We start from the raw sequence: 26542 nt of genomic DNA, 5'->3' as shown, positions 1-26542 counted from the left end.
GCCTGACGTCCTCATGGGACAGCAGCGCCTTGCGTTCTGCCCATCGCTCGATGCCTTCGAACAGCGTACCGGACTGATTCCAGGCTGGCTGACCGGCGGTTTGCGCGGTGTCGAGATGGATATGCGGCTCGATAAACGGCGGGATGGCCAGCCCGCCCTCGCCGTCCAGAATATGCTCGCCCTGCTCATCATTTTGCGGCTGGGAAATGATCTGGCAGAAAATGCCGTCTTCGATGTCGATCTGCCACAGCCCCTCACGGTCAGGCATCCGGACATTTTTAATGGTACGCAAAAGGGTTTTCGGCACGCGCGACCTCATGGTTTCAGAAAGGCGGTTGAAAGAATGCAATAACAGAACAATAGCCTGAAACTGTTTATAAATCGAAAGGTTACATAAAAACCTAATAAAATCAGTTGAGTACCACCTAGGGAGTATATTGAGAACGGCTTGATTTGCATCAATACCCCCTGTTACGCGCGCGTTATGTTTAGCCTCAGAAAATCAAAATTGAGGCAATTATGAGCAAAGTCAGACTCGCGATTATTGGTAACGGCATGGTCGGCCATCGCTTTATCGAAGACTTACTGGATAAAGCCGAGCCGGGTCAGTTCGATATCACGGTACTGTGTGAAGAGCCGCGCGTCGCCTATGACCGCGTCCATCTTTCCTCCTATTTTTCCCACCATACCGCCGAAGAGCTTTCGCTGGTGCGCGAAGGGTTCTACGAGAAGCACAATGTCAACGTGCTGATCGGTGAACGCGCCATCACGCTGAACCGCAAAGAAAAAGTCATCCACTCCAGCAGCGGCCGCACGGTGGTGTACGACAAACTGATCATCGCCACCGGTTCCTACCCGTGGGTTCCGCCGATCCTCGGTTCCGACGGTCAGGACTGCTTTGTTTACCGCACTATCGAAGATTTGCATGCTATCGAAGCCTGTGCCCGGCGCAGTAAACGGGGTGCGGTGGTCGGCGGCGGCCTGCTCGGTCTGGAAGCCGCAGGCGCGCTGAAAAACCTCGGCGTAGAAACACACGTCGTGGAATTTGCCCCCGGCCTGATGGCCGAACAGCTCGACGTGATGGGCGGCAGCCAGCTGCGCCAGAAAATTGAAAGCATGGGCGTACAGGTTCATACGGCCAAAAATACCAAAGAGATCGTTCAGGGCGGCAGTACGGCGCGTAAAACCATGGAATTCGCCGACGGCACGTCGCTTGAAGTCGATTTCATCGTCTTCTCCACCGGTATTCGTCCGCAGGATAAGCTGGCGCGTCAGTGCGATCTGGACATCGCTCCGCGCGGCGGTATCGTTATCAACGATCAGTGCCAGACCAGCGATCCGGACGTGTACGCCATCGGCGAATGTGCGTCGTGGAATCAACGTACTTTCGGTCTGGTTGCACCGGGCTATAAAATGGCACAGGTCACCGCCGATCACCTTCTTGGCCGTGAAAACAGTTTCACCGGTGCAGACATGAGCGCCAAGCTGAAGCTGCTGGGCGTTGACGTGGCGGGGATCGGCGACGCTCACGCCCGCACGCCGGGCGCACGCAGCTACGTGTATCTCGATGAGAATAAAGCGTTGTATAAGCGTCTGGTGGTCAGCGAAGACAATAAAACGCTGCTCGGCGCAGTACTGGTTGGCGACACCAGCGATTACGGCAATCTGCTCCAGTTAGTGCTGAACAGTATTGCACTGCCGGAAAACCCGGACGCGCTGATCCTGCCGGCTCATGCGGGCAGTGGCGGTGCGGTGATTGGCACTGACGCCCTGCCGGAAAGCGCGCAAATCTGTTCGTGCTTCGACGTCACCAAAGGCGACATCATCAAAGCGGTGCAAGGCGGCTGCCATACGGTAGCGGCGTTGAAATCCGCGACCAAAGCCGGTACCGGCTGTGGCGGCTGTATTCCGCTGGTCACGCAGGTGCTGAATGCTGAGCTGAGTAAGCAAGGCATCGAAGTCAATCATCATCTGTGCGAGCACTTCGCCTATTCCCGTCAGGAGCTGTATCACCTGATCCGCGTTGAAGGTATCCGCTCGTTCGACGATCTGCTGAATAAATACGGCAAAGGTTACGGCTGTGAAGTCTGTAAACCGACCGTCGGCTCCCTGCTGGCCTCCTGCTGGAATGACTACGTGCTGAAGGCACAGCACACGCCGCTGCAGGACACCAACGACGTCTTCCTGGCCAACATGCAAAAAGACGGCACCTATTCGGTGATCCCACGTTCACCGGGCGGCGAAATCACACCGCAGGGGTTGGTAGCGATTGGCGCTATTGCCGCCGAATACAATCTCTACACCAAGATCACTGGCTCCCAACGCATCGGCATGTTCGGCGCGCAAAAAGATGATTTACCGGCGATCTGGCAAAAACTGATTAATGCCGGATTCGAAACCGGTCAGGCTTACGCCAAAGCGCTGCGCATGGCGAAAACCTGCGTCGGCAGCACCTGGTGCCGTTACGGCGTCGGCGACAGCCTCGGTTTCGGCATCAGTCTGGAAAACCGTTACAAAGGCATCCGCACGCCGCACAAAATGAAATTCGGCGTATCGGGCTGTACCCGTGAGTGCTCCGAAGCGCAGGGCAAAGATGTCGGGATTATCGCGACGGAAAACGGCTGGAACCTGTACGTCTGCGGCAACGGCGGCATGAAACCACGCCACGGCGATTTGCTGGCAGCCGATCTGGATAATGAGACGCTGCTGCGCTATCTCGACCGCTTCATGATGTTCTACATCCGCACCGCCGATAAGCTGCAACGCACCTCGGTCTGGATGGACAACCTCGAAGGAGGCATCGACTATCTGCGTAAAGTCATCATCGATAACAAACTGGGTCTGAACGAACAGCTGGAAGCCGAGCTGACACGCCTGCGTGAGTCCGCCGTTTGCGAATGGCAGGAAACGCTGAACGATCCGGCCGCGCAAACCCGCTTCACACACTTTATCAACAGCGCGCAGCGCGACCCGAACGTGCAGTTCGTTTCTGAACGCCAACAGCATCGTCCGGCGCGCCCTGACGAACGCATTCCGGTGACAGTCATCGCCGACGGGGAGGAAGTATTATGAGCCAGTGGTTAACGCTTTGTTCTGTTGAAGATATTTTGCCGGGCTGCGGTGTCTGCGCGCTGGCCGGTGATGAGCAGGTCGCGCTGTTCCGCCCGTACGCCGATGAGCAGATTTTTGCCATTTCCAACATCGATCCTTTTGCGCAGGCCAGCGTATTATCGCGCGGGCTTATCGGCGAGCATCAGGGCGAGTTGTGGGTCGCCAGTCCGCTGAAAAAACAACATTTCCGCCTGACCGACGGTTTCTGCATGGAAGACGATCAGTATTCGATTCCGGCCTATGACGTTCGCGTGCGCGACGGCCATGTCGAAATTTCTAGCGCCAGTCTTCAGGCTGAAATCGGCTAATCTTCGTGCCCTCCACGCCGCCTCCGGGCGGCGTTTTCATCTGCTTCTGAGATCATCGCTCATGGATTATTTGCCCCTTTTTTGTCAGTTAAAAAACAGAGCCTGTCTGCTGGTCGGTGCCGGTGACGTTGCTGAACGTAAAGCGCGTTTGCTGCTCGACGCAGGCGCAAAACTGACGGTCAACGCCCTCACCTTCACGCCGCAGTTTCAGGTATGGGCAGATGAAGGCAAAGTCCGCCTGCTGAAAGGCGAATTCTCTCCGCTGCTGGTGGATGAGAAATGGCTGGTGGTGGCCGCTACCGATTCCGATTTAGTCAATCTGGAAGTCAGCGAAGCCGCCGAGCATCGCCGCGTATTCTGTAATGTGGTGGATGCACCGGAAAGTGCCAGCGTGATCATGCCGTCGATCATCGACCGTTCGCCGCTGATGATCGCCGTCTCCTCCGGCGGCAATGCACCGGTGCTGGCACGTCTGCTGCGCGAGCGTCTGGAGTCCATTTTGCCGCAACATCTGGGCAAACTGGCGCAGGTAGCTGGCGGATTGCGGGCGCGGGTCAAAACGCATTTCAGCGACATGTCCGAACGCCGCCGCTGGTGGGAAAAGCTGTTTAATCATCATCGTCTGGCGCAGTCGCTGGCGAATAATGACGACGCACAGAGCGAGCAATATCTCGAAGAACTGTTCAGCGAACCGGTGGATAAACACGGCGAAGTGGTTCTGGTCGGCGCCGGGCCGGGCGATGCCGGTTTGCTGACGCTGAAAGGTTTGCAGCAGATGCAGCTGGCCGACGTGGTGGTGTATGACCGGCTGGTCTCCGATGCCGTGCTGAATCTGGTACGTCGCGACGCCGAACGGATTTTCGTTGGAAAACGCGCCGGGCATCATTGTGTTGCGCAGGAACGTATTAACGAAATCTTGCTGGAACAGGCGCAGATGGGTAAACGCGTGGTCAGGCTGAAAGGTGGCGATCCGTTTATTTTTGGCCGTGGCGGCGAAGAGCTGGAAGCGCTGAAAGCAGCCGGTATCGCGTTTTCCGTCGTGCCGGGCATTACGGCAGCGTCGGGCTGTTCCGCCTACAGCGGTATTCCGCTGACCCATCGCGATCACGCGCAGAGCGTCCGGCTGATCACCGGTCATGCTAAGCAGGACGGTGCTCTCGATTGGGCTTGTCTGGCGCAAGGCCAGCAGACACTGGTGTTTTATATGGGACTGACGCAGGCGGGAGAGATTCAGCACCGCTTGCTGGAAAACGGTCTGCCAGCAGAAACGCCGGTCGCACTGGTGGAAAACGGCACCAGCCAGGCGCAGCGGGTCGTCACCGGCGTGCTGACTGAGCTGAGCCATCTGGCAACACAGGTACAAAGCCCGAGCCTGATCATCGTCGGCAGTGTGGTCAGTCTGCGGGAAAAACTGAACTGGTTTGCCAGTAAAACGCCGCAGTAATCCCCGGGGCCATACCATTATTTACGGCGCAACGACACTGAACGTGCAGGTGTTGCGTCCAATTGGCGATCTGCCGGTCGATAGCAACTCACGCGACTGGCGCTATAACGCCACGTTTACCTATAACTTCAGCGCCGGTTCGTAACCTTGCGTTTGCAGGTCAGAAAGCAAAAAACCACGTCCGGAGACGTGGTTTTCAGATTCATAACAAAATCACACATTACGGCAGCGTCACAAAACCAATCGCTTCATAGGCTTTTTTCAGCGTGACGCTGGCACGTGCGCGGGCTTTTTCTGCGCCCTCTTGCATGATCTGTTGCAGCAATACTTCGTCGCTGCGGAAACGGTTATAACGTTCCTGTACTTCAGTCAGCATGCCGGATACGGCTTCGGCAACTGCCCCTTTCAGGTGACCATACATCTGGCCTTCGAACTGCGCTTCCAGTTCGGCGATGGTCTGGCCGGTCACGCCGGACAGAATATCCAGCAGGTTCGATACACCCGGTTTATTCTTCACATCGTAACGAATGACTGGCGGCTCTTCGGAGTCGGTCATCGCGCTTTTGATTTTTTTGGTCACCGCTTTCGGATCTTCCAACAGCCCTATCACGTTTTTGCGGTTGTCATCCGACTTAGACATCTTCTTGGTCGGTTCCTGCAACGACATCACGCGCGCACCGGATTTTGGAATGAACGGTTCAGGCACGGTGAATACATCGCCGTACAGCGCATTGAAGCGGCTGGCGATATCGCGGCTCAGCTCCAGATGTTGCTTCTGATCTTCACCGACCGGCACCTGGTTAGTTTGGTACAGCAGGATATCCGCCGCCATCAGCACCGGATAATCAAACAGACCCGCAGTAATGCTTTCGCTGTTAGAGGTTTCGTAGCGCGCTGACTTGTCTTTGAACTGCGTCATGCGGCCCAGCTCGCCGAAATAGGTGTAGCAGTTCAGCGCCCAGCTCAGCTGTGTATGTTCAGGAACATGAGACTGCACGAAGATAGTACTTTTCTTCGGATCGATGCCGATAGCCAGATACAGCGCCAGCGTGTCGAGCGTTGCTTTGCGCAGTTTCACCGGATCCTGACGTACGGTGATCGCGTGCAAATCGACGATGCAGTAAATGCATTCGTAATCATCCTGCATTTTGACCCACTGACGCAGCGCACCCATGTAGTTGCCAATGGTCAATTCGCCGGAGGGCTGTGCGCCACTAAATACGATGGGTTTACTCATTTTATGCTTCCTGATCTTGTAAAGATGACAGCCCCAAAGCGGGCAAAAGGTCGGCAAAATGTTCCAGCACGCGATCGGGTTTACTCAGCGCGATGGTTTCACCGTAGTTATATCCGTAAGTCATACCGACACAAGGGCAACCCGCCGCCTGCGCCGCCTGAATGTCATTGCGGGAATCGCCAACAAACACCAACTCGCTGGCGCGTAAGCCCAGCGTACCCAGCATCAGATACAGCGGCGCCGGATGCGGTTTCTTCGCCACGACATCATCACCGCCCAACACCAGTGTGAAATAGTTGCCGATGCCCAGTGACTCCAACAGAGGCGCGATAAACGGCGTCGGTTTATTGGTCACCAGACCCAAAGGTAAGCCCTGCGCGGCAAGGGCAGCCAGCGTTTCTTTTACCTGCGGATAGAGACGGCTGCCGGAAGCGGCTGTCGCGGCATAGTAGTGATCGAACTTGTCGCGAATTTTTTGCAAAAACGCAGGTGACGTATCACCTTCGGCCCAGCGTACGGCGCGTTCGACCATAATGTCTGCGCCGTTGCCAATCCAGATGCTGATGCGTTCAACGCCCGCAGGAGGTAAACCAAAATCACGCAGCGCCATGTCCACGGCGTCCGCCAGACCTGGCGCGCTGTCGACCAGCGTGCCGTCTAAATCAAATGCCACACCACGCGCGGTCAGAGTCTCAGTCATGTGACACCTGCGCCAGTTCGCTGCGCATATGGTCGATCACGGTGCGGTAATCCGGCTGGTTGAAGATGGCAGAACCGGCGACAAACATGTCTGCGCCTGCGGCTGCGATCTCACGGATGTTTTCAGCTTTCACGCCGCCGTCGACTTCCAGACGAATATCATAGCCGCTGTCGTCGATCAGTTTGCGCACCTGACGCAGCTTATCGTACGTGCCCGGAATAAACGATTGTCCGCCAAAGCCGGGGTTCACCGACATCAACAGGATCACATCCAGCTTATCCATCACGTAATCGAGATAGCTCAGCGACGTGGCCGGATTGAAAACCAGCCCGGCTTTACAACCGTGGCTTTTAATCAGTTGCAGCGTTCGGTCAACGTGTTCGGAGGCTTCAGGATGGAAAGAGATATAGGTCGCGCCCGCCTCGGCAAAATCAGGTATCAGGCGATCCACCGGTTTGGCCATCAGATGAACATCGATCGGCGCGGTAATGCCGTAATCGCGCAACGCTTTGAGGATGGCAGGCCCCATCGTTAAATTCGGGACGTAGTGGTTATCCATCACATCGTAATGAACCACGTCGCCGCCAGCGGCCAGTGCTTTCGCCGTATCTTCACCCAGACGGGCAAAGTCAGCCGACAGAATGGACGGGGCAATCAAAAACTGTTTCATCCGCTTCTCCAAACGATAAGGTTACCTGTTGACTGCGGCGCAAACCGGCAATCAGCGATAGAGCGCTAAAAGTTCATTCACCTTGCTGCGCAGGGCAATATTGCTGCTGATAGTACGTCGGGCGGATACGCGATGTAGTTCCGCCTCTGCGTACCATTCCAGCGTCAGGGGTGTTTCATGATTGGAGATCAGCACCGGCACCGCATTCTCACTGGAGAGCTGGTGCGCCAGACGCGCCAGTTTGCGCTGATCGTCCATGCTAAAGCTGTTGGTGTGGTACGCCGTAAAATTCGCGGTTGCAGAGAGGGGCGCATAAGGTGGGTCGCAATACACCACCGAACCGGCCTTCGCTTTGAGCAACGTTTCCTCATAATGCTCACAAACAAACAGAGCATTTTTGGCTTTTTGAGCAAACCAGTAGAGTTCTTCTTCCGGGAAATACGGTTTTTTATAACGGCCAAAAGGCACGTTAAACGCCCCACTGAGATTATAACGACACAGGCCGTTGTAACAATGGCGGTTCAGATAGAGGAAAAGTACCGAACGACGATAAGGATCGCTGCTGGCATTAAACTCAGCCCTCAGGACGTAAAAACGATCTGCATCATTAAACTCTGGCGTGAAAAGCACACGGGCATCACGCACAAATTCATCGGTGCGTGTTTTCACGATATCGTAGAGATTAATCAGGTCGTTGTTGATATCCGCCAGAATGTAAGCGTCATACTCAGTATTCAAAAACACTGAGCCCGCGCCAACAAAAGGCTCGATCAAACAATCTCCCGCCGGAAGATGACGTTTAATGTCATCAATCAGCGGGTATTTGCCGCCAGCCCACTTCAAAAACGCGCGGTTCTTCTTCATGCCGTCAGTTAGCTACTTATACAATTCACAGCCGCGGATTGTATCCTGTTTTTAGACAGCAAATCGCGTTGAGATCAGATTCATTTTTTCAGGTCTTGCTGTACCTGATGTACAGGTTTAACCCACGGTTTTTTCGCCTGAACTTCCGCAGGCAGGCTGGCAATAGCACGTTTGGCTTCCGCAGAAGACGCATAGTTACCGCTCACCAACACAAACCACGGCTTCCCGTCGCGTGCTGTCTGATAAACCAGATAGTTTTTCAGGCCGGACTGTTTGGCAAATGCGTTCAGTGTGTTGGACTGCGAAGCACCGCTTAATTGCAGGGTGAAGTGTGACCCAGGCGCAGACTTAATGGCTGATGCGCTGCCTGAGGCTACCGGCGCAGAAACGGCAGGTACAGAGGCTGCCTGAGATTTGGTCGCCTGAGTTTTCGCCGTTTGCGAGGCGGTCGCCGCAGGTTTGTGCTCAACCGGCTTCGCCGTATGGGCTGATTGCTGATTACGTGCCGTTTGCGCCGGACGGGTATGCGTGGCTTGCGGCTGGGAAACGCCAGGCGTCTGCGTGCGCGCTGAACCGTTGACAGTCGCCGCAGCGGTCGGTAATGAAGTCAGAGATTGTGCAGCACCACTGGTCGCAGCACCCTGATCCATACTGCCTTGCGCTACGCCCTCCACCTGATTCTGCTGGGAAGATAAAGCGTCGCTCATGTCACCAGGCAGATCCACGCGTTCTTTCTGGCCATTGTCTGGCAAAGGCTGCGCTTCGGTAGGCGTTGAAGACACGGGCGGTAAACCAATGCTTTGTGGCTGCTGTCCATTGACGGCCTGTGCGGTATTGGCCTGCGCTTGTGCAGAAGGCTGAGCCGGTGCAGCAGCGTCATTACCCGCAAGACTGATATCTTTTGGACCGTTGTTTTGCTGAGTGGCCTGATTCGATGTCGGGGACTTCATGGCGGAGCCGATGCCGACAATCAGCAGAACCAACACCACAATCCCGATGCCAATCATCACGTACTGACGGTTAACAGGAACCTTGGGTAGGGAAGGAGACGGTTTGCGCGCGCGCGGTGGGCGGCGATCGCTGGTATCTGGCTTGAGATCGTCTTCCGGTGTTAAATCATCCATCTAAAACCTCCAACCCGGCTAAAAGCCCGTAACAGGCTTCACGCGGAGCAACTATCCTGACTAAAAATTATAACGCTTTGCTGGCATGGGTGAAATCGGTCGTTATCTGGCCAAAAAAGTGGCCACAGTTTTAACGGCAATCTTCAATCGAAGCCAGCACCATTTCATGCGATACGCCGGAGCGTACTTCGGACTGTCCAATTGCTTTGGGTAAAACCAGACGCAGTTCGCCAGCCAGTACTTTCTTATCACGCATCATGTGCGGCAAATAGGCTTCGGCTTTCATGACCTGCGGCCCCGTCACCGGCAATCCCGCGCGGGTAAGTAAAGTTTTCACCCGGGCGATATCCCCCAGACCGAACTGACCAAGGCGATGGGCGGTATAACACGCCATCATCATCCCGGCGGACACGGCTTCACCGTGCAGCCAGTTGCCATAACCCATTTCTGCTTCAATAGCATGGCCATAAGTATGGCCCAGATTCAGTAAGGCGCGCATGCCGTTTTCACGTTCATCGGCTGCTACCACCTCAGCTTTCAGCTCGCAGCAACGACGGATGCAATAAGCCAGCGCATTCATATCCAGCGCCAGCAGGGCATCCATGTTGTCTTCAAGCCATACAAAGAAGTCGGCATCCAAAATAATGCCGTATTTGATCACTTCCGCCAGTCCCGATGACATTTCACGGGCAGGTAAAGTGCGCAGACAGTCGAGATCAACCACCACCGACGCAGGCTGATAGAACGCGCCGATCATGTTTTTTCCGAGGGGATGGTTCACCGCCGTTTTACCGCCAACGGAGGAATCGACCTGAGAGAGCAACGTGGTAGGCACCTGTACAAAGCGCACACCGCGTTGATAACTGGCCGCAGCGAAGCCGGTTAAATCACCGACGACGCCGCCGCCAAGGGCGACAAGTGTGGTATCACGTCCGTGCGGCTTTTGAAGCAGCGCGGAGAACACGTCATTTAGAACAGTCAGGGATTTGTATTGTTCACCATCAGGCAGAATCACCTGATCAACACGAACGCCTGCCTGCTCCAGCACTGAACGGATTGCGTCCAGATAGAGAGGAGCGAGGGTTTCGTTGGTCACTATCATGACCTGATCGCCTGCCTTTACCGGCATAAAAGAAGCCGGATCGTGGAACAATCCGGCAGCAATCGTAATGGGGTAGCTACGTTCCCCTAACGTTACGGTAATCCTCTCCATGTCGTGCTCTGTGACCTTCTTTAACTGACACCCTCAGGCAATGATAGAAACCAATAATCAGTTACTTTCCAGCATGTTGATAATCTGGTTGGCAACGACTTTGGCACTTTGATCATCGGTACGAATAGTGACGTCGGCAATCTCTTCATACAAAGGATTGCGTTCTCTCGCCAGTGCTTCAAGCACTTCACGCGGCGGAGCACTCACTTGTAATAATGGACGTTTTTTGTCGCGTTGTGTACGCGCCAGTTGTTTTTCGATGGTAGTTTCAAGATAGACGACAACGCCACGCGCTGACAAACGGTTACGGGTTTCACGTGATTTAACGGAACCCCCGCCAGTTGCCAGAACGATGCCTTGTTTTTCGGTCAGTTCGTTGATCACTTTTTCTTCGCGGTCGCGGAATCCGTCTTCGCCTTCTAAATCAAATACCCAGCCCACATCAGCTCCGGTACGTCGCTCAATTTCGTGATCGGAGTCGAAAAACTCCATATTGAGTTGCTGAGCTAACTGTCGACCAATAGTGCTTTTGCCGGCACCCATAGGCCCAACCAGAAAGATATTGCGTTTCTCTGCCATGTTTTTCGGTATTACTAAGACTATTTCGTTGATGATAACCCGCCCCGCCAATCAAATTAGCGGCGGGACCTAAACTGAAACCTCATGAGCGATAGTGCGAGATCAGAAAAAAATTATCTCAACACTCTTGGTAGTTTGGCAACCGAATAAATCACATTGCACGCCGCAGGAGGGAAAACGTACGTTTTTATCGGCGTGTCTGCAGTAAAAAAAGATCACGGTGCTCAATTCGGTAACCCTTGTAAGCTAAATCGACCGCAGCGTCAAACTCAGAAGCCTCTCACGACACAAAAAGTTGCATCTGCTCAACGTGATTGTGCGATTTAGGTTAGCACTAAATCCCCGTTTATTGGGCGCGGATTAAGGTCGGAGTGATGAAAATCACCAACTCGCGTCGCTGTTCATTCATATACTGGTGTTTGAACAAGGAACCGACCACCGGAATATCGCCGATTACCGGGACTTTAGTGTCGGTCTTCTGGTTTTTGCGCTGGAAAATTCCGCCCAGCACGATAGTTTCGCCATCTTTGACCGTGACCTGCGTTTTGATTTCCTGTTTGTCGATCGCCAGCGCTTCGCCCTCGGACTGTTTGATACTGCGCCCCGGCATATTCTGGCTTATTTGCAAGGCCATCTGAATGCGCCCGTCGCGCTGAATCTTTGGCGTCACTTCCATTCCGAGCACCGCTTCTTTAAATTCGATGGACGTGCTGCCGCTCGCCCCGCTGGACACCTGATAGGGAATCTCGGTGCCCTGCTTGATGCTGGCGGTTTGCATATGCGCCGTCAGCAGGCGCGGGCTGGCGATAATATCGACTTTGTCTTCCTGCTCCAGCGCGGTCAGCTCCAGATCTAAAATCCGTCCGCTGATATGTGCCAGATTAAACCCGGCAGTTAATATCGGGTTTTCCACCGGCATTCCCATACTGAAATTGTTCATGCGCACGGCTTTAGTAATAGGTTCATCGCCGGTGAAACCCCAGCGCACGCCTAATTCCCGCAGGCTCTCGCTGTTCATTGTCACGATGTGTGCAGCCAGCTGTACCTGTTGCAGCGGCAGATCTAACTCTTTTATCCACGGTGTGACGATATCCAGCGCCTCTTGCGTGTCGCGCAATAAAAGAGTATTGGTGCGGCTATCCGCGGACGCATTGCCTTTAACAGATAACAGCGTGCCTTTTTGTGCATTCAGGCTCAGCGCCGTTTCTTTGGCATCGGCATATTGAAGCGGAAAGGTCAGGCTGACGATAGGCCGCTGTTCAGCCTGCTGTTCTTCGGCCTCTTTGATCTGCTGCTGGCGCGCAAGCGGGTCCAATGCCGGTGAGACCAGCAAAACATTGCCTTCAAGCTCGCTGGTGAGATGATTCATGCGCAGGATAATGTCGAGCGCCTGCTGCCACGGCACTTCTTTAAGTTTTACGCTGATTTGCCCTTCCACACCGGGCGCGGTAATCAGATTAAGCTGCCGCGCATCGGCCAGGGCCTGCAAGACCATTTCGATCGGCGCGGTTTGAAATTCCAGAGACACCGACGAAAGCGCGGCCGCCTTGCTGGGGCTGAAATATAAGAAAAACGGCAGCCACAGAGCGGCCAGATAAACATGTTTCATTGTTTTCCTTTCCCTGGAGAAGTGCTCGGATGACCAAACCGAAGGGTCTGGCGTTGTTCGCCGCAGCGGGCATCGCTGATGCTGAGTTCTACCTGTGAGGCATCCAGTATTGCGACCGTCCACAGCGGCGTGCCAATCTGCGTGCCTGTTTCGACTTTGTTCCAACGGCCATCTGGCAACAGCAACCAGCCAAACTGTTGGCCTTCGGCCTGCGTAATGCCGCCCAGACTCCACGCGGGAGCCAGGGTTTCACCGTGGCAGGATTGGGATTGCAGGGAGGCAAAAGGATCACGCACCGGGATAGTGACTTCATTGCCGTCAGCAGCTTCGTTTGTTTGGGTCAGCAAAAGAGAAACCGCGAGGCCGTTTTCAGTGACATGAAAATTGAGCTCGCTGAACGCCGGATGCCACTGGCGCTGCTGCAATGCCTGGAGAAAATGCATCAGTGCGCCAAAAGAACCCTGCAGCTGAAGTTCGCCTTGCCGGTCAGGTGCGGGCGACCAGCGAACCAGCGCGGCCTGCGAAGCCTTCAGCGGCGGTGCAAATAGCTTGTCCAGCGGCAGAATGTCATTTTCGACCACAGCATTTTCTTTCAGAATATGCTGTAAACGCGACAGCGGCGCTCCTCGCAGCAAGGCCACCTGCGCATGAGTCACTACCTGGCGGATCTCATTTATCTGCTGCTCCAGCTCTGTCTGTTGCAGCCAGATACTCCGGAAAAGCCATTGATATATCACCAGCGCGATAAGCGTCATCGCGCCCGCCAGCATCGTAGACAGCTGCCAGCCCGGTTTTTGCATCAGCGGCTCAAGCCGCTGCAAAAATGGATTATTCATGGCAACGCTCCCTGTTCAGGTGGCTGACGCAACTGCATCTTCAGCACAAAACTCAGCATCACACCGGATTGCTGACGTACATCGTTCAGAGTGACATCCCCGAGTAAGTCACTTGCCGCCAGGGTGTCGCGAAAAGCCAGAATGTCGTGATAAAACCGCCCTTCGCCGTTGAGCGTCAGCTGGTTCTTAAGTTCAACCAGTTCGTTCAGCCGGACCTCCTCTGGAATTTTTTCTGCCAGTAATGTCAGTATTTGCAGGGAGTTCCTGCTCCGCTGCGCCCGCTGCTGGCTAATCAAACGCTGCGCCAGGAGTATTTTTACCTGTGCCGACGCCGTCTCCACCCGCTTTTGTTGCAGAGAAAGTGCCTGAGAAGCGAGTTTCAGTGCAGCAAGGTGCTGTTGTAAAAGGGTCCGTTGCTGAGCCAGAAAAACAGCACAACCCAGTAAACTCACCAGCAGCAACGCCGGAAAACACACTGAAACGGTCAGCCAGAAACGCATCCGTTGCTGCCGATGTACCTTGCGCCAGGGCAATAAGTTGACCTGTAGCATCAGCAATCCATAGGTCTTAGCGCCAGCCCAACGGCAGGGGCGAAGTCGCCGGGGTTGGCAGGTAAAGGGGCGGATAACTGACTGATCGCACTGAGCGGCGACCAGCATTGCATTCCGGAAGGAGGATTTTCGCCGCTGTAATAACCTGCTCTGGCACACAGCGCTCCGGCACGATACTGCGAACGGATGACATCAGGAAGAGATGCTTCCGCCAGTGCTTGCGTGCTGTCTAACAGACCGAACTGGAACGGCAGGCTATACGGCGAAGCCCAAAGAACGGCATCGTCGAGCGGATGAATCAGCAGCGCATCGCCGGGAAGTCGGGCCGCGTGAGCCGCAACCTGAAGTGCGCAAGGCGCCAGTTCGATAACCTCAGGAAAAAGCTGCGCCTGCGCAAGGCACCCCATCCACTGCGCTATCTCCTGCTGCCGTGCGGCAGTGACCACGACCTGATTATCTCCGCACGGGTCTGCACGGTAATCCATCACCAGATGTTCAACGCCCAGAGGAAATTGTTTCGCCGCATGACTAAAGATATAGGCACTGCGGGCGGGATCCTGCAGCCGCGCATCAGGTGCTACCATGCGTTGCTGCATGATGCGCTGTGCAGGCAAGGTGATTCTCAGTGACAACGTGGCCGGTAAGGTTTTGCGCCAGAATGATAAAATGGCGATCAGCGGCGCCGTCTCATGTAATATCCCCTCCCGCAACGTGAAGTCAGGCAGCGGATGCTGCCACCAGTGACGTAATTGCCAGCCATGACGCCGCCTTTGTACGGCGATCGCACGGGCAAAACCGGCTTGAATATCCAGACCTACCTGCCATGCTTGTAGTCGCATTTTCGCCCAATCTCCATATCGTCAAGTAAATAAAAGTACGTATCCATGTTGCAGGCTTGCCTTTATACTACCGCGCGGTTGTTTATAAACTGCCCAATTGACACTAAATGGGAAATCTCAGGTGAAGTTCGTAAAGTATTTATTGATTCTTGCAGTGTGTTGCATTTTGCTGGGAGCGGCCTCGATCTTCGGTTTGTATAAATATATCGAGCCACAGCTACCCGATGTTGCCACGCTCAAAGACGTGCGCTTGCAAACACCCATGCAGGTCTTCAGTGCCGAAGGCGATCTTATCGCCCAGTACGGTGAGAAGCGCCGTATCCCGCTGAAACTCGACCAGATCCCTCCGGAAATGGTGCATGCGTTTATCGCGACAGAAGACAGCCGTTTTTATGAGCATCACGGTGTGGATCCAATCGGTATCTTCCGTGCGGCATCCGTTGCGCTGATGTCAGGCCACGCCTCACAGGGTGCGAGCACCATCACTCAGCAGCTGGCGCGTAACTTCTTCTTAAGTCCTGAGCGCACGCTGACCCGTAAAATCAAGGAAGCATTTTTGGCCATCCGCATTGAGCAGATGATGACCAAAGATGAAATCCTTGAGCTTTATCTGAATAAAATCTATCTCGGTTATCGCGCCTATGGCGTGGGTGCCGCAGCGCAGGTTTACTTCGGAAAAGACGTGAGTCAGCTGACGCTCAGCGAAATGGCGGTGATTGCGGGTCTGCCTAAGGCACCGTCAACTTTCAACCCGCTCTATTCCCATGACCGCTCTGTTGCCCGTCGCAATACCGTGCTGGCCCGTATGCTGGATGAGAAATACATCACGCAGGAGCAGTACGACCAGGCGCGTGCTGAGCCGGTTGTCGCGAATTATCACGCCCCGCGCATTGAGTTTTCCGCGCCGTACCTGACAGAAATGGTGCGTCAGGAAATGGTGAAACGTTATGGTGATAACGCCTATAACGACGGTTATATGGTTCACACCACTATCACCAAGAAAACCCAGCTGGCCGCACAGGAAGCGCTGCGGACCAACGTGCTGAATTACGATATGCGCCACGGTTACCGTGGCCCGTCGAATCAGATGTGGAAAGTGGGCGAACCGGCGTGGGATGAGAATAAAATCGTCCAGTCGCTGAAAACGCTGCCGGTCTACGGGCCACTGTTCCCGGCGGTCATTACCTCGATTGACGACGCGCAGGCCACTGCGACGATGTCTAACCGCGCCGTAATCAGCCTGCCGTTCAGCGGTATGCGTTGGGCACGTCCTTACCGTAATGACAACGCACAAGGCCCGACACCGAAGAAAGTCTCTGACGTGGTTCAGCCAGGTCAGCAGGTGTGGGTGCGTAAAGTGGGCGATGTCTGGTGGCTGGCACAGGTTCCTGATGTGAACTCCGCCATCGTCTCCCTGAATCAAAACGACGGCGCGATTGAAGCGCTGGTCGGTGGTTTTGATTTCAATCAGAGCAAATTTAACCGTGCAAATCAGGCTGTGCGTCAACTCGGTTCGAACATCAAACCGTTCCTGTACACCGCCGCGATGGATAAAGGGCTGACTCTGGCCACTATCCTCAATGACATGCCGATTACCCGATGGGATCCGGGTGCAGGCCAGGACTGGCGTCCGAAGAACTCACCACCGACCTATGCGGGCCCAATCCGCCTGCGTCAGGGGCTGGGTGAGTCGAAGAACGTGGTGATGGTGCGTGCGATGCGTGCGATGGGCGTGGATTACGCGGCAGAGTATCTGCAGCGCTTCGGCTTCCCGGCTGCCAACATTGTCCATTCCGAGTCACTGGCGCTGGGTTCCGCATCGTTCACTCCGTTACAGGTGGTGCGCGGTTACGCGACGCTGACTAACGGCGGTTATCTGGTTGACCCGTATTTCATCACCAAAATTGTGGCGGAATCCGGCGAGGTTCTGTTTGAAGCCAAACCGAAAATCGCCTGCCGCACCTGTAATATTCCGGTGATTTATGGCGATACGCAAAAATCAGCAGTGTTGTCTGATGACAACGTGGAAAACGTTGCCACCTCGGTGAACAACAACAATAACGCCGTGCCAACGCCGCAGCTGGAACAGGTTCCGGCCAATTCTCCACAGGTGGATGCAGAGCAACAGTACGCGCCGCACGTTATCAGCACGCCGCTGTCGTTCCTGATCAGTGACGCGCTGAACTCCAACATCTTCGGCGAACCTGGCTGGATGGGAACAGGCTGGCGCGCGGGTCGTGATCTGAAGCGCCACGACATCGGTGGCAAAACCGGGACAACCAACAGTTCGAAAGACGCCTGGTTCTCCGGTTATGGCCCGAACGTCGTCACCTCGGTCTGGATTGGTTTTGACGATCACCGCCGTGACCTCGGTCGTTCGACCGCTTCCGGCGTGATCCCAGATCAAATCTCCGGGGCAGAAGGCGGCGCGAAGAGCGCACAACCGGCGTGGGATGACTACATGAAAGCCGTGCTGGAAGGCGTGCCTGAAGAGAAACAGACCCCGCCTCCGGGCATCGTAACCGTGACTATCGATAAGAGCACCGGGAAGTTGTCCGACGGCGGCGGTGGCAGTCGTCCGGAATACTTCATTGACGGGACTCAGCCCACGGAACATGCGGTGCATGAAGTCGGAACGACTATCATGGACAACGGTCAGGAACATGAGTTGTTCTGATGAGAGTTTGAGCCAGGCGTTTAGCACCTGACTCAACCCGATAAAAAAAGCCGGTCTGCGTAATGCATGACCGGCTTTTTTATTGGCAATTTTTTCCAGGATAACGCAGGGTTCAGCGGGTATTGCGTGTCAGGAAATCATGAGCCAGGAATAATGCGCTGACGTTACGGGCTTCGCAGAAATCAGGCTGTTGCAGCAATTCCATCATCCGCGCAATAGGCCAGCGGGTTTGTGGTAAAGGCTCGGGCTCATCGCCTTCCAGACTCTTCGGGTACAGCCCTTTCGCAATCACAATGTTCATGCGGCTGGAGAAATATGAGGGCGCCATCGTCAGCTTTGCCAGCACGTCAAAATGCCCGGCGCCGTAGCCAACTTCTTCCATCAACTCACGGTTAGCGGCCTCCAGTACACTCTCGCCCGCGTCGATCAGCCCCTTCGGGAAACCCAGTTCATAGCTTTCGATCCCAACAGCATATTCGTGGATCAGCAGCAGATCGTCACCAATGACTGGCACGATCATCACCGCTTCGCGATCGGATGGACGCATGCGTTCGTAGACGCGTTCCGCGCCATTACTGAACGCCAAATCTACAGATTCGATGGTGAATAAACGCGAGCGCGCTACGGTTTCCACCTTCAGAATTTTTGGTTTTTGCAGGTGTTGTGTCATTTCATCCCCAACTTTTATTCACCTGACTGCGGGTGTCGTAATGGGTTCATATGGATTATTGAACATTGCTATCAGAAAACATTGTGCGTTAAGGCGAGCCTGAACCGCAATCTTTACTGCGTATAAGTTACCCTGAGAACAGCCTGTTCAGTGCAAATCGCCGGATTTTTGTCTCTGATATCGAGCAAAAAGAACGCGTTGCCATGTTCACGTCACACTTTTGCTGTAACAAAAACCAGACCGATTCAAAATAGGATTATACCGATACCCATTAAAGTACAATTACGGATACTCTCTAACGTGGTGTTTTTATAATTAAAACACGAGTGCATAAATATCAGTCAAATAATGAAAACCCTGTAGAAAATAGGGTAGCGTGCAAAACATGCATGAGGTTTATGTCTTTTCAATTTATGTATAATACTTTCACAGAGTTGACGTAAGTCGCCCACGTCAGAACGGGGATCGGATGAGCACAGTAGTCGTGACACTGGTGTTGTTGTGTATCGCAATCATTGCCACTGGAAGTTTCTTTTGGTTTGCCTTGCGACGCCGCCAACGCGACGAGTCCGTTGTACATTTCCCTACCCCCAGTCAGCGAAAACTGTCGCAACAAGAGCGCGACGCCGTAGAACGGTATCTGCGACAAAGTGAAGGGCTGGGACAAACGCCGATCACTCACCGCAATAATCTGATTATCCTGCGCGATAAACTCATCCTGACCACCAAAAGTGAACACGTTTACAGCTTTAAGCGCGCCATCACTCGCTACGGCGTGGCCAGCGAAGACACCAACAGCGGACGCTATTTTCTCGATGCGACTGAAATTCACCTGCCACCCTTCTGGGAGCAATACATAGCGCAGGAAAATCAGGTTGAGCTGATTAAAACGCAATCGATGCCTCTGGTGATCTCCCTCAATGGTCATACGCTGGCGGACCACGTTTACGAAGGTCCGGCACCGGTTTCAACTGTTCTTCCCTCCCAGCCGCAAAATGCCTCGATTCGTCATGAAGAAAGCGAACATATCGAGATGGTAAAGGTGCGCCGTGAAACACGCGAAGAGCACGCACTTACCCGCTCGAGCGGTGTAAAAGAGGCGCTGGCAGTTTCCGGTATTTTGCTTTTGCTGTTTATTACGTTGCTCAGCCCGGTAGTATTTTTGCCGTGGTTACTCACCCTTGCAGCAGTGCTCGCAGGATGGGTCAGCTGGCGGGTGATTTCCGAACGTTTAGGTAAAAACCGCAAAGAAATCCATTGTCTGCGGGGCTTACCTAAACGTTGGGGACTGTTTGGCGAATCTAAGCAGGGGGATATCAGCAATATTTCGCTCGGCACCGTCGACCTGATTTATCCACCTCACTGGCAACCGTTTATCGGCCGCGACCTCGGCCAGCCTACGGATATTGAGCTGTATATGAACAGCCACGTCGTCCGCCAGGGCAGCTATCTGTCGTTGCATGATGAAGTCAAAAAATTCCCGCTCCAGCTTTGGGGAAAGAATCTGGTGCTGGCGACCAGCGCCTTCCTGTTGCTGCTTATGCTGCTGGTGTATGTGCCTCTCGGTTTGCCGCTGAAACTTAGCATAGCGTGGCTGCAGGGGGCGCAAAGTGCACAGGTCAACAGTGTGCAGGATCTGGAAAAAACAGCACTGCGCGTCGGCGATACGTTAAAAGTCCAGGGTACTGGCATGTGCTACGTGCCACCGGCGGCCAACCGCAGCGCCTCGGGTTTTCTGCCGTTCGACTGTTCAGGGATTTACTGGAACAACGCCGCACCGCTGCCGGTTCCGCAGTCTGAAATTATTGATGCCGCCACCGCGCTGCAAACTACCGTGAACAATCAGATGCATCCGGGTGAAAATCTCGAGCAAAACATCAACCCGCAGCTGGCGACCGCGATAGAGAAATCCGGGATGATTTTACTCGATGATTTCGCCGATATCGTGCTGAAAACCGACACGCTGTGCGGCAGCAAAACCAACGAATGTGTACGCCTGAAAAATGCGCTGGTGAATCTGGGGAATTCCAATAACTGGAGTTCGCTGGTGAAACGCGCGAAAGCGGGCTCGTTACAAGGGATCAACGTCCTGCTGCGACCGGTCAGCGCGCAATCGCTGAGTGAGCTGGTAAATAACGCGACGTCTTCCTTCTTCATACAGGAAACCCGCCGCGCCGCAGAAAGCCTGAATAGCCCTCCTCCGGGTGGCTTCCTTATCAGCAATGACGAAGGCCGTCAGCTGGTGGAACAGCCAGTACCGCCGGTCGGATTGTACGGTAATCCGCCGCAGGATCAGTGGAAGCAGTTGCAACACCTGTCGACCCAACTGCTGCATACGCCGTTCAGTGCTCAGGGTGTGATCACCAGTATCAGCATCGATGCCAACGGCACACGCCATATATCGCTGCACAGTGAACCAGATATTTCGACACTCTGGCGCTATCTGGGCACCAGCCTGCTGCTGTTTTTGCTGCTTGGGGTTCTGCTGGTCAATACCGTTCTCTTTATCCGCCGTTTTATCAAAGATAAGCGCCGTATCGACGACATTGAGCAGCATTATAACGCCTGCTTTCACCCCACAATGATGCCCGTACCGACGCATACCCTGAGCTGAAACTCAGGGTGGCTCTGCGCCCCCCTGAGAGATTATGCTATTCTGACGCCCTTCCCTGCTTAGGTTTATTCTCTCCTGCCATGCACAGACTCGCAGGATATGGAGTTTTCATGCCCCTTGATCTCGACTGGAACAATATCGATACCGTTTTGCTGGATATGGACGGTACGCTGCTTGATCTGGCCTTCGATAGCCAGTTCTGGTTGCAGGACGTGCCTCAGGCGCTGAGCCTGCAACGCGCTATCCCGCTGGAAAATGCCCGCCAGATAATTCATGACGAATACCTGGCCGTCGAGCACACCATGAACTGGTATTGCTTTGACTACTGGAGCGAGCGGCTGGATCTGGACATCTACCAGATGACCACCAACATCGGCAAAAATGCTAAACTTCGTGATGATACGGTGCCATTTTTACAGCATTTGCGGGCAAGTGGCCGCGAAACAATTTTGCTGACCAACGCGCATCCTCACAGCCTGTCAGTGAAGCTTGCGCACACGGGTTTGGATAAGCACCTTGATTTATTACTTTCCACCCACACATTTGGTTATCCAAAGGAAGATCAACGTTTGTGGGCTGCCGTGCAGCAGCAAACGGGCTTTCAGCCCGAGAGAACGCTGTTTGTCGATGACGGGGAGCCGATTCTGAATGCGGCAAAAACCTTTGGTATCCGCTATTGTCTGGGTATAGAGAATCCGGATTCAAGCGGTGCGAACAAGTCATTTCAGGGACATCCTTCGATCAATGACTACCGCGACCTGTTGCCTTCGATTCACCCGATAACAGGCCCGGCTCAGTAGTTCCGGCACGTTTCAGGGGGAAAGATGAAAGGTAAAAAGGAAGAAGACGACAACGCAGTGCGTCTCGATAAATGGCTATGGGCGGCTCGTTTTTATAAGACCCGTGCGCTGGCGCGCGAGATGATTGACGGCGGTAAAGTGCATTACAACGGCCAGCGCGGGAAACCGAGCAAGCTGATGGAACTGAATGCCGAAATTACCCTGCGTCAGGGAACCGAGGCAAAAACGATTATTGTACTAGGGCTGACAACTCAGCGCCGCAGTGCGGAAGAAGCACAAACGCTTTATCAGGAAACCGAGGCCAGCATTGCCAGCCGGGAGAAAATCTCTCAGGCGCGGAAAATGAATGCGATGCCCCATCCGGACCGACGTCCGGATAAAAAGGAACGCCGCAACCTGATCAAATTTAAATATGGCGACGCAGAATAAACGTCGCCAAACAGAGAGAACGTTATGTCTAATCACGACCAGTTACACCGTTACCTGTTCAACCATCACGCTGTGCGCGGCGAACTGGTTTCACTCCACGAAACTTTCCAGCAGATCGTTGCCGGGCATGACTATCCGGCAGATGTCCGTAACCTGCTGGGCGAAATGCTGGTCGCGACCAGCCTGCTGACCGCCACGCTCAAATTCGACGGTGACATCACCGTACAATTGCAGGGTGATGGCCCGCTGAAGCTGGCGGTGATTAACGGTAACAACCTTCAGGAACTGCGCGGCCTCGCGCGTCTGCAAGGCGAAATCAAAGAAGGCAGTTCGCTGAAAGAGATGATTGGCAACGGCTACATGGTGATCACCATTTCCCCGACCGCTGGCGAACGTTATCAGGGCGTTGTCGGTCTGGAAGGAGAGAACCTGGCTGAGTGTCTGGAAAACTATTTCATGCAGTCCGAGCAGCTGCCAACCCGTATTTTCATCCGCAGTGGTGAAGTGGAAGGCAAGCCAGCGACCGGCGGTATGCTGTTACAGGTTCTGCCTGCTGAAGAGACCGATCCGGAAGAATTCAGCCATCTGGCGCAACTGACCGCAACCATCAAAGCCGAAGAGCTGTTGAATCTGCCCGCCAATGAAGTGCTTTATCGCCTGTATCATCAGGAAGAAGTCACTCTGTACGAACCGCAGGACGTGTGTTTCCGCTGTACCTGTTCGCGTGAACGCTGCGCCGGTGCACTGCTGACGTTGCCTGATGATGAAATTCTCGAAATGCTGGAAGAAGATGGCAAAATCGAGATGCACTGTGATTATTGCGGTTCAGATTATGCATTTGACGCGATGGATATGGCGACACTGAAAGCCAGCGGCAACGTTGTCTCCGGAAATGATAACGTTCACTGATCGTTAACTCACTAAATCGAAGGGACTTTCTGCTGAAAGTCCCTTTTTTGTTGCTTGTTTATAACGTCCTTGCACAATTTGTTGGTATTCCATCACATTTCCAGAAAAAAATTCACATCTCCCGTTAATCTTTGATAGCTATCGCTGTTCGTGCGCGATAAATACCTACAATTACAACTAATTTATCCCTAAAGGCCTACGCCCTTTGGGGTTCTATGTGCAGGAAAGGAGCAGGGAAATGCCAACCACTCTCGGGATCACCGCCGAAACACTCGCCCGTTACGGGATTCATCAAAGCAGTCAAATCGTCTATAACCCTGATTACGACACCCTTTTTAAAGAGGAAACCGCACCGGGTCTGGAAGGTTTTGAGCGCGGGCAGGTGACAGAACTGGGCGCAGTGAACGTCGACACCGGCATTTTCACCGGCCGTTCGCCGAAAGATAAGTACATTGTTCGCGACGACGTCACCCGTTACACCGTCTGGTGGGCCGATCAGGGCAAAGGCAAAAATGATAACAAACCGCTGTCACAGGAAATCTGGTCATCGCTGAAGGCGCTGGTCGGTAAACAGCTTTCGGGCAAACGGCTGTTTATCATTGATGCATTTTGCGGTGCAAACGCAGACTCCCGCCTGAAAGTCCGTTTTATTACTGAAGTGGCCTGGCAGGCGCACTTCGTGAAAAACATGTTTATCCGCCCGACCAACGAGGAACTGGAGAATTTCGAGCCGGACTTTATCGTGATGAACGGCGCGAAATGCACCAATCCGGACTGGCAGAAGCAGGGGCTAAACTCAGAAAACTTCATCGCCTTCAATCTGACCGAGCGCATCCAGCTGATCGGCGGCTCTTGGTACGGCGGCGAAATGAAGAAAGGCATGTTCGCCGTGATGAACTACCTGTTGCCGCTGCAGGGCATTGCCTCCATGCACTGCTCAGCCAACGTCGGTGAAAAAGGCGATGTGGCGGTCTTCTTTGGCCTTTCCGGCACCGGTAAAACCACGCTCTCAACCGATCCAAAGCGTCAGCTGATCGGTGATGATGAGCATGGCTGGGACGATGACGGCGTCTTCAACTTCGAAGGCGGCTGCTACGCTAAAACCATCAAGCTCAGCCAAGAAGCCGAGCCAGAAATCTTTGGCGCGATTAAGCGGGATGCATTACTGGAAAACGTCGTGGTCAGCGCAGACGGCAAAATCGATTTCGATGACAACAGCAAAACCGAAAACACCCGCGTGTCGTATCCGATTTATCACATTCAGAATATCGTAAAGCCCGTCTCGAAAGCGGGTCATGCCAGCAAAGTGATCTTCCTGACTGCCGACGCCTTTGGCGTTCTGCCACCGGTTTCCCGCCTGACGGCTGCCCAGACGCAGTATCATTTCCTGTCAGGTTTTACCGCCAAACTGGCCGGCACCGAGCGCGGTGTCAACGAGCCGACCCCGACCTTCTCCGCCTGTTTCGGCGCAGCGTTCCTGATGCTGCACCCAACACAATACTCCGAAGTGCTGGTCAGGCGCATGGAAGCCGTCGGCGCGCAGGCATATCTGGTAAATACCGGCTGGAACGGCACCGGCAAACGCATTTCGCTCAAAAATACCCGCGCTATCATTGATGCTATCCTCAACGACACCATCGATGACGCAGAGACTTTCACTCTGCCGCTGTTTAATCTCGCTGTACCGACCGCGTTACCGGGCATGGATCCGCAGATCCTTGACCCGCGCAATACCTACGCCAGCCGCGAACAGTGGCAGGAAAAAGCGCAGCATCTGGCACAGCTGTTTATTGATAACTTCGATAAATATACGGACACGCCTGCCGGCGCGGCGCTGGTTAGCGCAGGCCCTCAGCGTTAATCTTACTCACATTTCTCAGGCGCGGATCCCGCGCCTTTTTTATTGCAAAAATTTCTGCACGTCGCACTATGACAGCACTGCTTGCATTGATTTCACAGGAGCTGATTATGGCCACTATCACGGTTCGCAATCTGGATGACGAGATTAAAGATCTGCTGCGCATCGCCGCCGCCAAAAAAGGGCATTCGATGGAAGAAGAGGCGCGTTTGATTCTGAAACAGGCGTTAACCAGCACCCCGCCCAATTTCGGCCTTGGCAGCCAGCTCCGCCAGCGTTTCTCCACGCTGAGCCTCAATCCTCTGGAACTTCCGCCAAAATGATCATCCTCAATACCTCCATCATCCTTGAGATGATCAATCCCAAGCCGCATAAAACCGTTCTGCAGTGGCTCGACGCACAGGATGCCAGCCAGCTGTATCTTACCAGCCTTGGCGTCGCCGAACTTTTCTCCTGGGTCGACGGCCTGCCAGATGAACAGCCCAGGGTTCCGCTTAATGAAGCCTTACTGGAGATGCTCAATCACGATTTCGCCGGACGGCTGCTGCCCTTCGACGCCGCCAGCGCCCTGCACTATCCCCGCGTGATGACCTTATCAAAGCAGGCAGGCGTGACGATGAAAGAGCGCGATATGCAGCTTGCCGCAATATGCCTGAGCCATCAGGCGTCGCTGGTAACAGATGATGTCGCGGTGTTTTCGCACACGGGTGTGGTCGTGGTGAATCCGTGGGATGTGGTGGAGGCGCCGAGATGGCGGGAGGAAGCGGCGGAATATTATGTGATGAGTCGGAAGACTTAAAACGCGGCTCACGTACTCAGGTGCCGCACTCCGGCTATGTTTCAGCAACGCCAGCTATTGCCGCAAAATCCCGCCATTCCACTATTTTAAAGAAGGATGAGCAGGTTTGCTTTGCTCCTCCCCCTGCGAAGGGGGAGGACGGGAGAGGGTATAGCTGGCGATGGCTGTGTTAATGTTCTGGCCTAATGATCGGTGACACCAATGTAAAAGGATATCATCCTTAACCAACCGGTTTCTGTTGTACCGCCACCGCTTTAAGCATCTCTACCGGTAACGGTAAATAAGCTCTTATCCTCAACCCACCCCGGTCACTTTTTCCGATATCTAACGTCCCCGAGTGCGCATCAATAATACGCTGGACGATAGCCAGTCCAAGACCGGTGCCGCTGGTGGTTCGGGCACTTTCACCACGCACAAACGGCTGGAACAGATGCTTGAGCTGATCCGGAGCAATGCCCGGGCCATCGTCTTCGACCTGGAACCATGCGCGCTGAAGCTCGCGGCCACTGCTGACTTTGATCCAGCCGTCACCGTAGCGGGCAGCATTCACTACCATGTTCACCACAGCACGCTTTATGGATAACGGGTGCGCATTCACCAGCAATTCACCGTCCGCCAGACCAGAGTCAATCTCACGCTCATAGCCACTTTCCGTCGCAATGACTTCACCCAAAATACCGTTAAGATCGGTGATTTCGGTA

General features: G+C 54.1%; 26 protein-coding genes. 12 read left to right on the top strand and 14 right to left on the bottom strand.

Annotated elements, in window-relative coordinates:
• On the bottom strand, window positions 1-268 hold a 268-nt coding region (locus ACMHLI_RS15020), incomplete at its 3' end, for an amidohydrolase family protein (protein ID WP_413530171.1).
• A gap of 251 nt (window positions 269-519) precedes the next feature.
• Between ACMHLI_RS15020 and nirB the strand changes: the two genes are divergently transcribed.
• The 4 genes from nirB to ACMHLI_RS15000 all read left to right on the top strand — a co-directional run bounded on the left by nirB (window position 520) and on the right by ACMHLI_RS15000 (window position 5008).
• The gene (gene nirB, locus ACMHLI_RS15015) at window positions 520-3072 is read left to right on the top strand and encodes a nitrite reductase large subunit NirB (protein WP_413530170.1); all 2553 of its coding nucleotides are present in this window, start codon (window positions 520-522) and stop codon (window positions 3070-3072) included.
• Window positions 3069-3419 carry a nitrite reductase small subunit NirD gene (nirD, locus tag ACMHLI_RS15010; protein WP_413530169.1) on the top strand — a complete coding sequence of 117 codons (351 nt, stop codon included), beginning with the start codon at window positions 3069-3071 and terminating at the stop codon, window positions 3417-3419. The genes nirB and nirD overlap by 4 nt, the downstream gene beginning before the upstream one ends.
• 61 nt (window positions 3420-3480) lie before the next feature.
• Window positions 3481-4863: a siroheme synthase CysG gene (cysG, locus tag ACMHLI_RS15005; protein ID WP_413530168.1), complete on the top strand. Its 1383-nt coding sequence runs from the start codon at window positions 3481-3483 to the stop codon at window positions 4861-4863.
• Window positions 4841-5008 carry a hypothetical protein gene (locus ACMHLI_RS15000; protein WP_413530172.1) on the top strand — a complete coding sequence of 56 codons (168 nt, stop codon included), beginning with the start codon at window positions 4841-4843 and terminating at the stop codon, window positions 5006-5008. The genes cysG and ACMHLI_RS15000 overlap by 23 nt, the downstream gene beginning before the upstream one ends.
• A gap of 75 nt (window positions 5009-5083) precedes the next feature.
• Here ACMHLI_RS15000 and trpS read toward each other — a convergent pair whose 3' ends face one another.
• The 11 genes from trpS to pilM form a co-directional block, all read right to left on the bottom strand.
• The gene (trpS, locus tag ACMHLI_RS14995; RefSeq protein ID WP_413530167.1) at window positions 5084-6100 is read right to left on the bottom strand and encodes a tryptophan--tRNA ligase; all 1017 of its coding nucleotides are present in this window, start codon (window positions 6098-6100) and stop codon (window positions 5084-5086) included.
• 1 nt (window position 6101) lies between these two features.
• On the bottom strand, window positions 6102-6800 hold the full coding sequence (locus ACMHLI_RS14990) for a phosphoglycolate phosphatase (RefSeq protein WP_413530166.1): 699 nt from the start codon (window positions 6798-6800) through the stop codon (window positions 6102-6104).
• On the bottom strand, window positions 6793-7470 hold the full coding sequence (rpe, locus tag ACMHLI_RS14985) for a ribulose-phosphate 3-epimerase (RefSeq protein WP_112167568.1): 678 nt from the start codon (window positions 7468-7470) through the stop codon (window positions 6793-6795). Before rpe ends, ACMHLI_RS14990 begins: the two co-directional genes overlap by 8 nt.
• A 51-nt stretch (window positions 7471-7521) precedes the next feature.
• The gene (dam, locus tag ACMHLI_RS14980; RefSeq protein ID WP_413530165.1) at window positions 7522-8334 is read right to left on the bottom strand and encodes an adenine-specific DNA-methyltransferase; all 813 of its coding nucleotides are present in this window, start codon (window positions 8332-8334) and stop codon (window positions 7522-7524) included.
• Window positions 8335-8414: 80 nt separating this feature from the next.
• Complete coding sequence (locus ACMHLI_RS14975; RefSeq protein ID WP_413530164.1) at window positions 8415-9458, bottom strand: SPOR domain-containing protein; 1044 nt, start codon at window positions 9456-9458, stop codon at window positions 8415-8417.
• Between the two features lie 130 nt (window positions 9459-9588).
• Window positions 9589-10671 (bottom strand): 3-dehydroquinate synthase, encoded by a 1083-nt coding sequence (gene aroB, locus ACMHLI_RS14970; protein WP_413530163.1) that lies wholly within the window; start codon window positions 10669-10671, stop codon window positions 9589-9591.
• A gap of 57 nt (window positions 10672-10728) precedes the next feature.
• On the bottom strand, window positions 10729-11250 hold the full coding sequence (aroK, locus tag ACMHLI_RS14965) for a shikimate kinase AroK (protein WP_014333540.1): 522 nt from the start codon (window positions 11248-11250) through the stop codon (window positions 10729-10731).
• Window positions 11251-11596: 346 nt separating this feature from the next.
• Complete coding sequence (gene hofQ / locus ACMHLI_RS14960) at window positions 11597-12859, bottom strand: DNA uptake porin HofQ (protein WP_413530162.1); 1263 nt, start codon at window positions 12857-12859, stop codon at window positions 11597-11599.
• On the bottom strand, window positions 12856-13695 hold the full coding sequence (locus ACMHLI_RS14955; RefSeq protein ID WP_413530161.1) for a pilus assembly protein PilO: 840 nt from the start codon (window positions 13693-13695) through the stop codon (window positions 12856-12858). Before ACMHLI_RS14955 ends, hofQ begins: the two co-directional genes overlap by 4 nt.
• On the bottom strand, window positions 13692-14246 hold the full coding sequence (locus ACMHLI_RS14950; RefSeq protein WP_413530160.1) for a PilN domain-containing protein: 555 nt from the start codon (window positions 14244-14246) through the stop codon (window positions 13692-13694). Before ACMHLI_RS14950 ends, ACMHLI_RS14955 begins: the two co-directional genes overlap by 4 nt.
• On the bottom strand, window positions 14246-15085 hold the full coding sequence (gene pilM, locus ACMHLI_RS14945) for a pilus assembly protein PilM (RefSeq protein ID WP_413530159.1): 840 nt from the start codon (window positions 15083-15085) through the stop codon (window positions 14246-14248). Before pilM ends, ACMHLI_RS14950 begins: the two co-directional genes overlap by 1 nt.
• Window positions 15086-15206: 121 nt before the next feature.
• Between pilM and mrcA the strand changes: the two genes are divergently transcribed.
• The gene (gene mrcA, locus ACMHLI_RS14940) at window positions 15207-17762 is read left to right on the top strand and encodes a peptidoglycan glycosyltransferase/peptidoglycan DD-transpeptidase MrcA (protein ID WP_413530158.1); all 2556 of its coding nucleotides are present in this window, start codon (window positions 15207-15209) and stop codon (window positions 17760-17762) included.
• A gap of 112 nt (window positions 17763-17874) precedes the next feature.
• Here the strand turns inward: mrcA and nudE are convergent, their stop codons facing one another.
• Window positions 17875-18432, bottom strand: coding sequence for an ADP compounds hydrolase NudE (nudE, locus tag ACMHLI_RS14935; RefSeq protein ID WP_413530157.1), 558 nt, complete (start codon window positions 18430-18432; stop codon window positions 17875-17877).
• Window positions 18433-18901: 469 nt separating this feature from the next.
• Here nudE and ACMHLI_RS14930 point away from each other — a divergent pair, with 469 nt between their 5' ends.
• The 7 genes from ACMHLI_RS14930 (at window position 18902) to ACMHLI_RS14900 (ending at window position 25841) form a co-directional block, all read left to right on the top strand.
• Window positions 18902-21046 carry an intracellular growth attenuator family protein gene (locus tag ACMHLI_RS14930; RefSeq protein ID WP_413530156.1) on the top strand — a complete coding sequence of 715 codons (2145 nt, stop codon included), beginning with the start codon at window positions 18902-18904 and terminating at the stop codon, window positions 21044-21046.
• A 110-nt stretch (window positions 21047-21156) separates the two neighbouring features.
• Complete coding sequence (yrfG, locus tag ACMHLI_RS14925; protein WP_413530155.1) at window positions 21157-21846, top strand: GMP/IMP nucleotidase; 690 nt, start codon at window positions 21157-21159, stop codon at window positions 21844-21846.
• Between the two features lie 24 nt (window positions 21847-21870).
• Window positions 21871-22275, top strand: coding sequence for a ribosome-associated heat shock protein Hsp15 (hslR, locus tag ACMHLI_RS14920; RefSeq protein WP_413530154.1), 405 nt, complete (start codon window positions 21871-21873; stop codon window positions 22273-22275).
• A gap of 24 nt (window positions 22276-22299) precedes the next feature.
• Window positions 22300-23184 carry an Hsp33 family molecular chaperone HslO gene (hslO, locus tag ACMHLI_RS14915; protein ID WP_413530153.1) on the top strand — a complete coding sequence of 295 codons (885 nt, stop codon included), beginning with the start codon at window positions 22300-22302 and terminating at the stop codon, window positions 23182-23184.
• A 238-nt stretch (window positions 23185-23422) separates the two neighbouring features.
• Window positions 23423-25045 carry a phosphoenolpyruvate carboxykinase (ATP) gene (gene pckA / locus ACMHLI_RS14910; RefSeq protein WP_413530152.1) on the top strand — a complete coding sequence of 541 codons (1623 nt, stop codon included), beginning with the start codon at window positions 23423-23425 and terminating at the stop codon, window positions 25043-25045.
• A 107-nt stretch (window positions 25046-25152) separates the two neighbouring features.
• Window positions 25153-25365: a FitA-like ribbon-helix-helix domain-containing protein gene (locus ACMHLI_RS14905; RefSeq protein WP_413530151.1), complete on the top strand. Its 213-nt coding sequence runs from the start codon at window positions 25153-25155 to the stop codon at window positions 25363-25365.
• Window positions 25362-25841 carry a PIN domain-containing protein gene (locus tag ACMHLI_RS14900; protein WP_413530150.1) on the top strand — a complete coding sequence of 160 codons (480 nt, stop codon included), beginning with the start codon at window positions 25362-25364 and terminating at the stop codon, window positions 25839-25841. Before ACMHLI_RS14905 ends, ACMHLI_RS14900 begins: the two co-directional genes overlap by 4 nt.
• 220 nt (window positions 25842-26061) lie before the next feature.
• Here ACMHLI_RS14900 and ACMHLI_RS14895 read toward each other — a convergent pair.
• The coding region (locus tag ACMHLI_RS14895; protein ID WP_413530149.1) for an ATP-binding protein at window positions 26062-26542 on the bottom strand (481 nt) is incomplete at its 5' end.

This window comes from Rahnella inusitata, from assembly GCF_965118895.1.
Taxonomy (GTDB): Bacteria; Pseudomonadota; Gammaproteobacteria; order Enterobacterales; family Enterobacteriaceae; genus Rahnella; species Rahnella inusitata_A.
Note: the sequence above shows the minus strand (reverse complement) of the source record. Positions and strands in the feature narration are given on the sequence as shown.

Coding starts and splice junctions, on each gene's coding strand:
- nirB (WP_413530170.1), top strand. CDS start 520: ATGAGCAAAGTCAGACTCGCGATTATTGGTAACGGCATGGTCGGCCAT.
- nirD (WP_413530169.1), top strand. CDS start 3,069: ATGAGCCAGTGGTTAACGCTTTGTTCTGTTGAAGATATTTTGCCGGGC.
- cysG (WP_413530168.1), top strand. CDS start 3,481: ATGGATTATTTGCCCCTTTTTTGTCAGTTAAAAAACAGAGCCTGTCTG.
- trpS (WP_413530167.1), bottom strand. CDS start 6,100: ATGAGTAAACCCATCGTATTTAGTGGCGCACAGCCCTCCGGCGAATTG.
- ACMHLI_RS14990 (WP_413530166.1), bottom strand. CDS start 6,800: ATGACTGAGACTCTGACCGCGCGTGGTGTGGCATTTGATTTAGACGGC.
- rpe (WP_112167568.1), bottom strand. CDS start 7,470: ATGAAACAGTTTTTGATTGCCCCGTCCATTCTGTCGGCTGACTTTGCC.
- dam (WP_413530165.1), bottom strand. CDS start 8,334: ATGAAGAAGAACCGCGCGTTTTTGAAGTGGGCTGGCGGCAAATACCCG.
- ACMHLI_RS14975 (WP_413530164.1), bottom strand. CDS start 9,458: ATGGATGATTTAACACCGGAAGACGATCTCAAGCCAGATACCAGCGAT.
- aroB (WP_413530163.1), bottom strand. CDS start 10,671: ATGGAGAGGATTACCGTAACGTTAGGGGAACGTAGCTACCCCATTACG.
- aroK (WP_014333540.1), bottom strand. CDS start 11,250: ATGGCAGAGAAACGCAATATCTTTCTGGTTGGGCCTATGGGTGCCGGC.
- hofQ (WP_413530162.1), bottom strand. CDS start 12,859: ATGAAACATGTTTATCTGGCCGCTCTGTGGCTGCCGTTTTTCTTATAT.
- ACMHLI_RS14955 (WP_413530161.1), bottom strand. CDS start 13,695: ATGAATAATCCATTTTTGCAGCGGCTTGAGCCGCTGATGCAAAAACCG.
- ACMHLI_RS14950 (WP_413530160.1), bottom strand. CDS start 14,246: ATGCTACAGGTCAACTTATTGCCCTGGCGCAAGGTACATCGGCAGCAA.
- pilM (WP_413530159.1), bottom strand. CDS start 15,085: ATGCGACTACAAGCATGGCAGGTAGGTCTGGATATTCAAGCCGGTTTT.
- nudE (WP_413530157.1), bottom strand. CDS start 18,432: ATGACACAACACCTGCAAAAACCAAAAATTCTGAAGGTGGAAACCGTA.
- ACMHLI_RS14930 (WP_413530156.1), top strand. CDS start 18,902: ATGAGCACAGTAGTCGTGACACTGGTGTTGTTGTGTATCGCAATCATT.
- yrfG (WP_413530155.1), top strand. CDS start 21,157: ATGCCCCTTGATCTCGACTGGAACAATATCGATACCGTTTTGCTGGAT.
- hslR (WP_413530154.1), top strand. CDS start 21,871: ATGAAAGGTAAAAAGGAAGAAGACGACAACGCAGTGCGTCTCGATAAA.
- hslO (WP_413530153.1), top strand. CDS start 22,300: ATGTCTAATCACGACCAGTTACACCGTTACCTGTTCAACCATCACGCT.
- pckA (WP_413530152.1), top strand. CDS start 23,423: ATGCCAACCACTCTCGGGATCACCGCCGAAACACTCGCCCGTTACGGG.
- ACMHLI_RS14905 (WP_413530151.1), top strand. CDS start 25,153: ATGGCCACTATCACGGTTCGCAATCTGGATGACGAGATTAAAGATCTG.
- ACMHLI_RS14900 (WP_413530150.1), top strand. CDS start 25,362: ATGATCATCCTCAATACCTCCATCATCCTTGAGATGATCAATCCCAAG.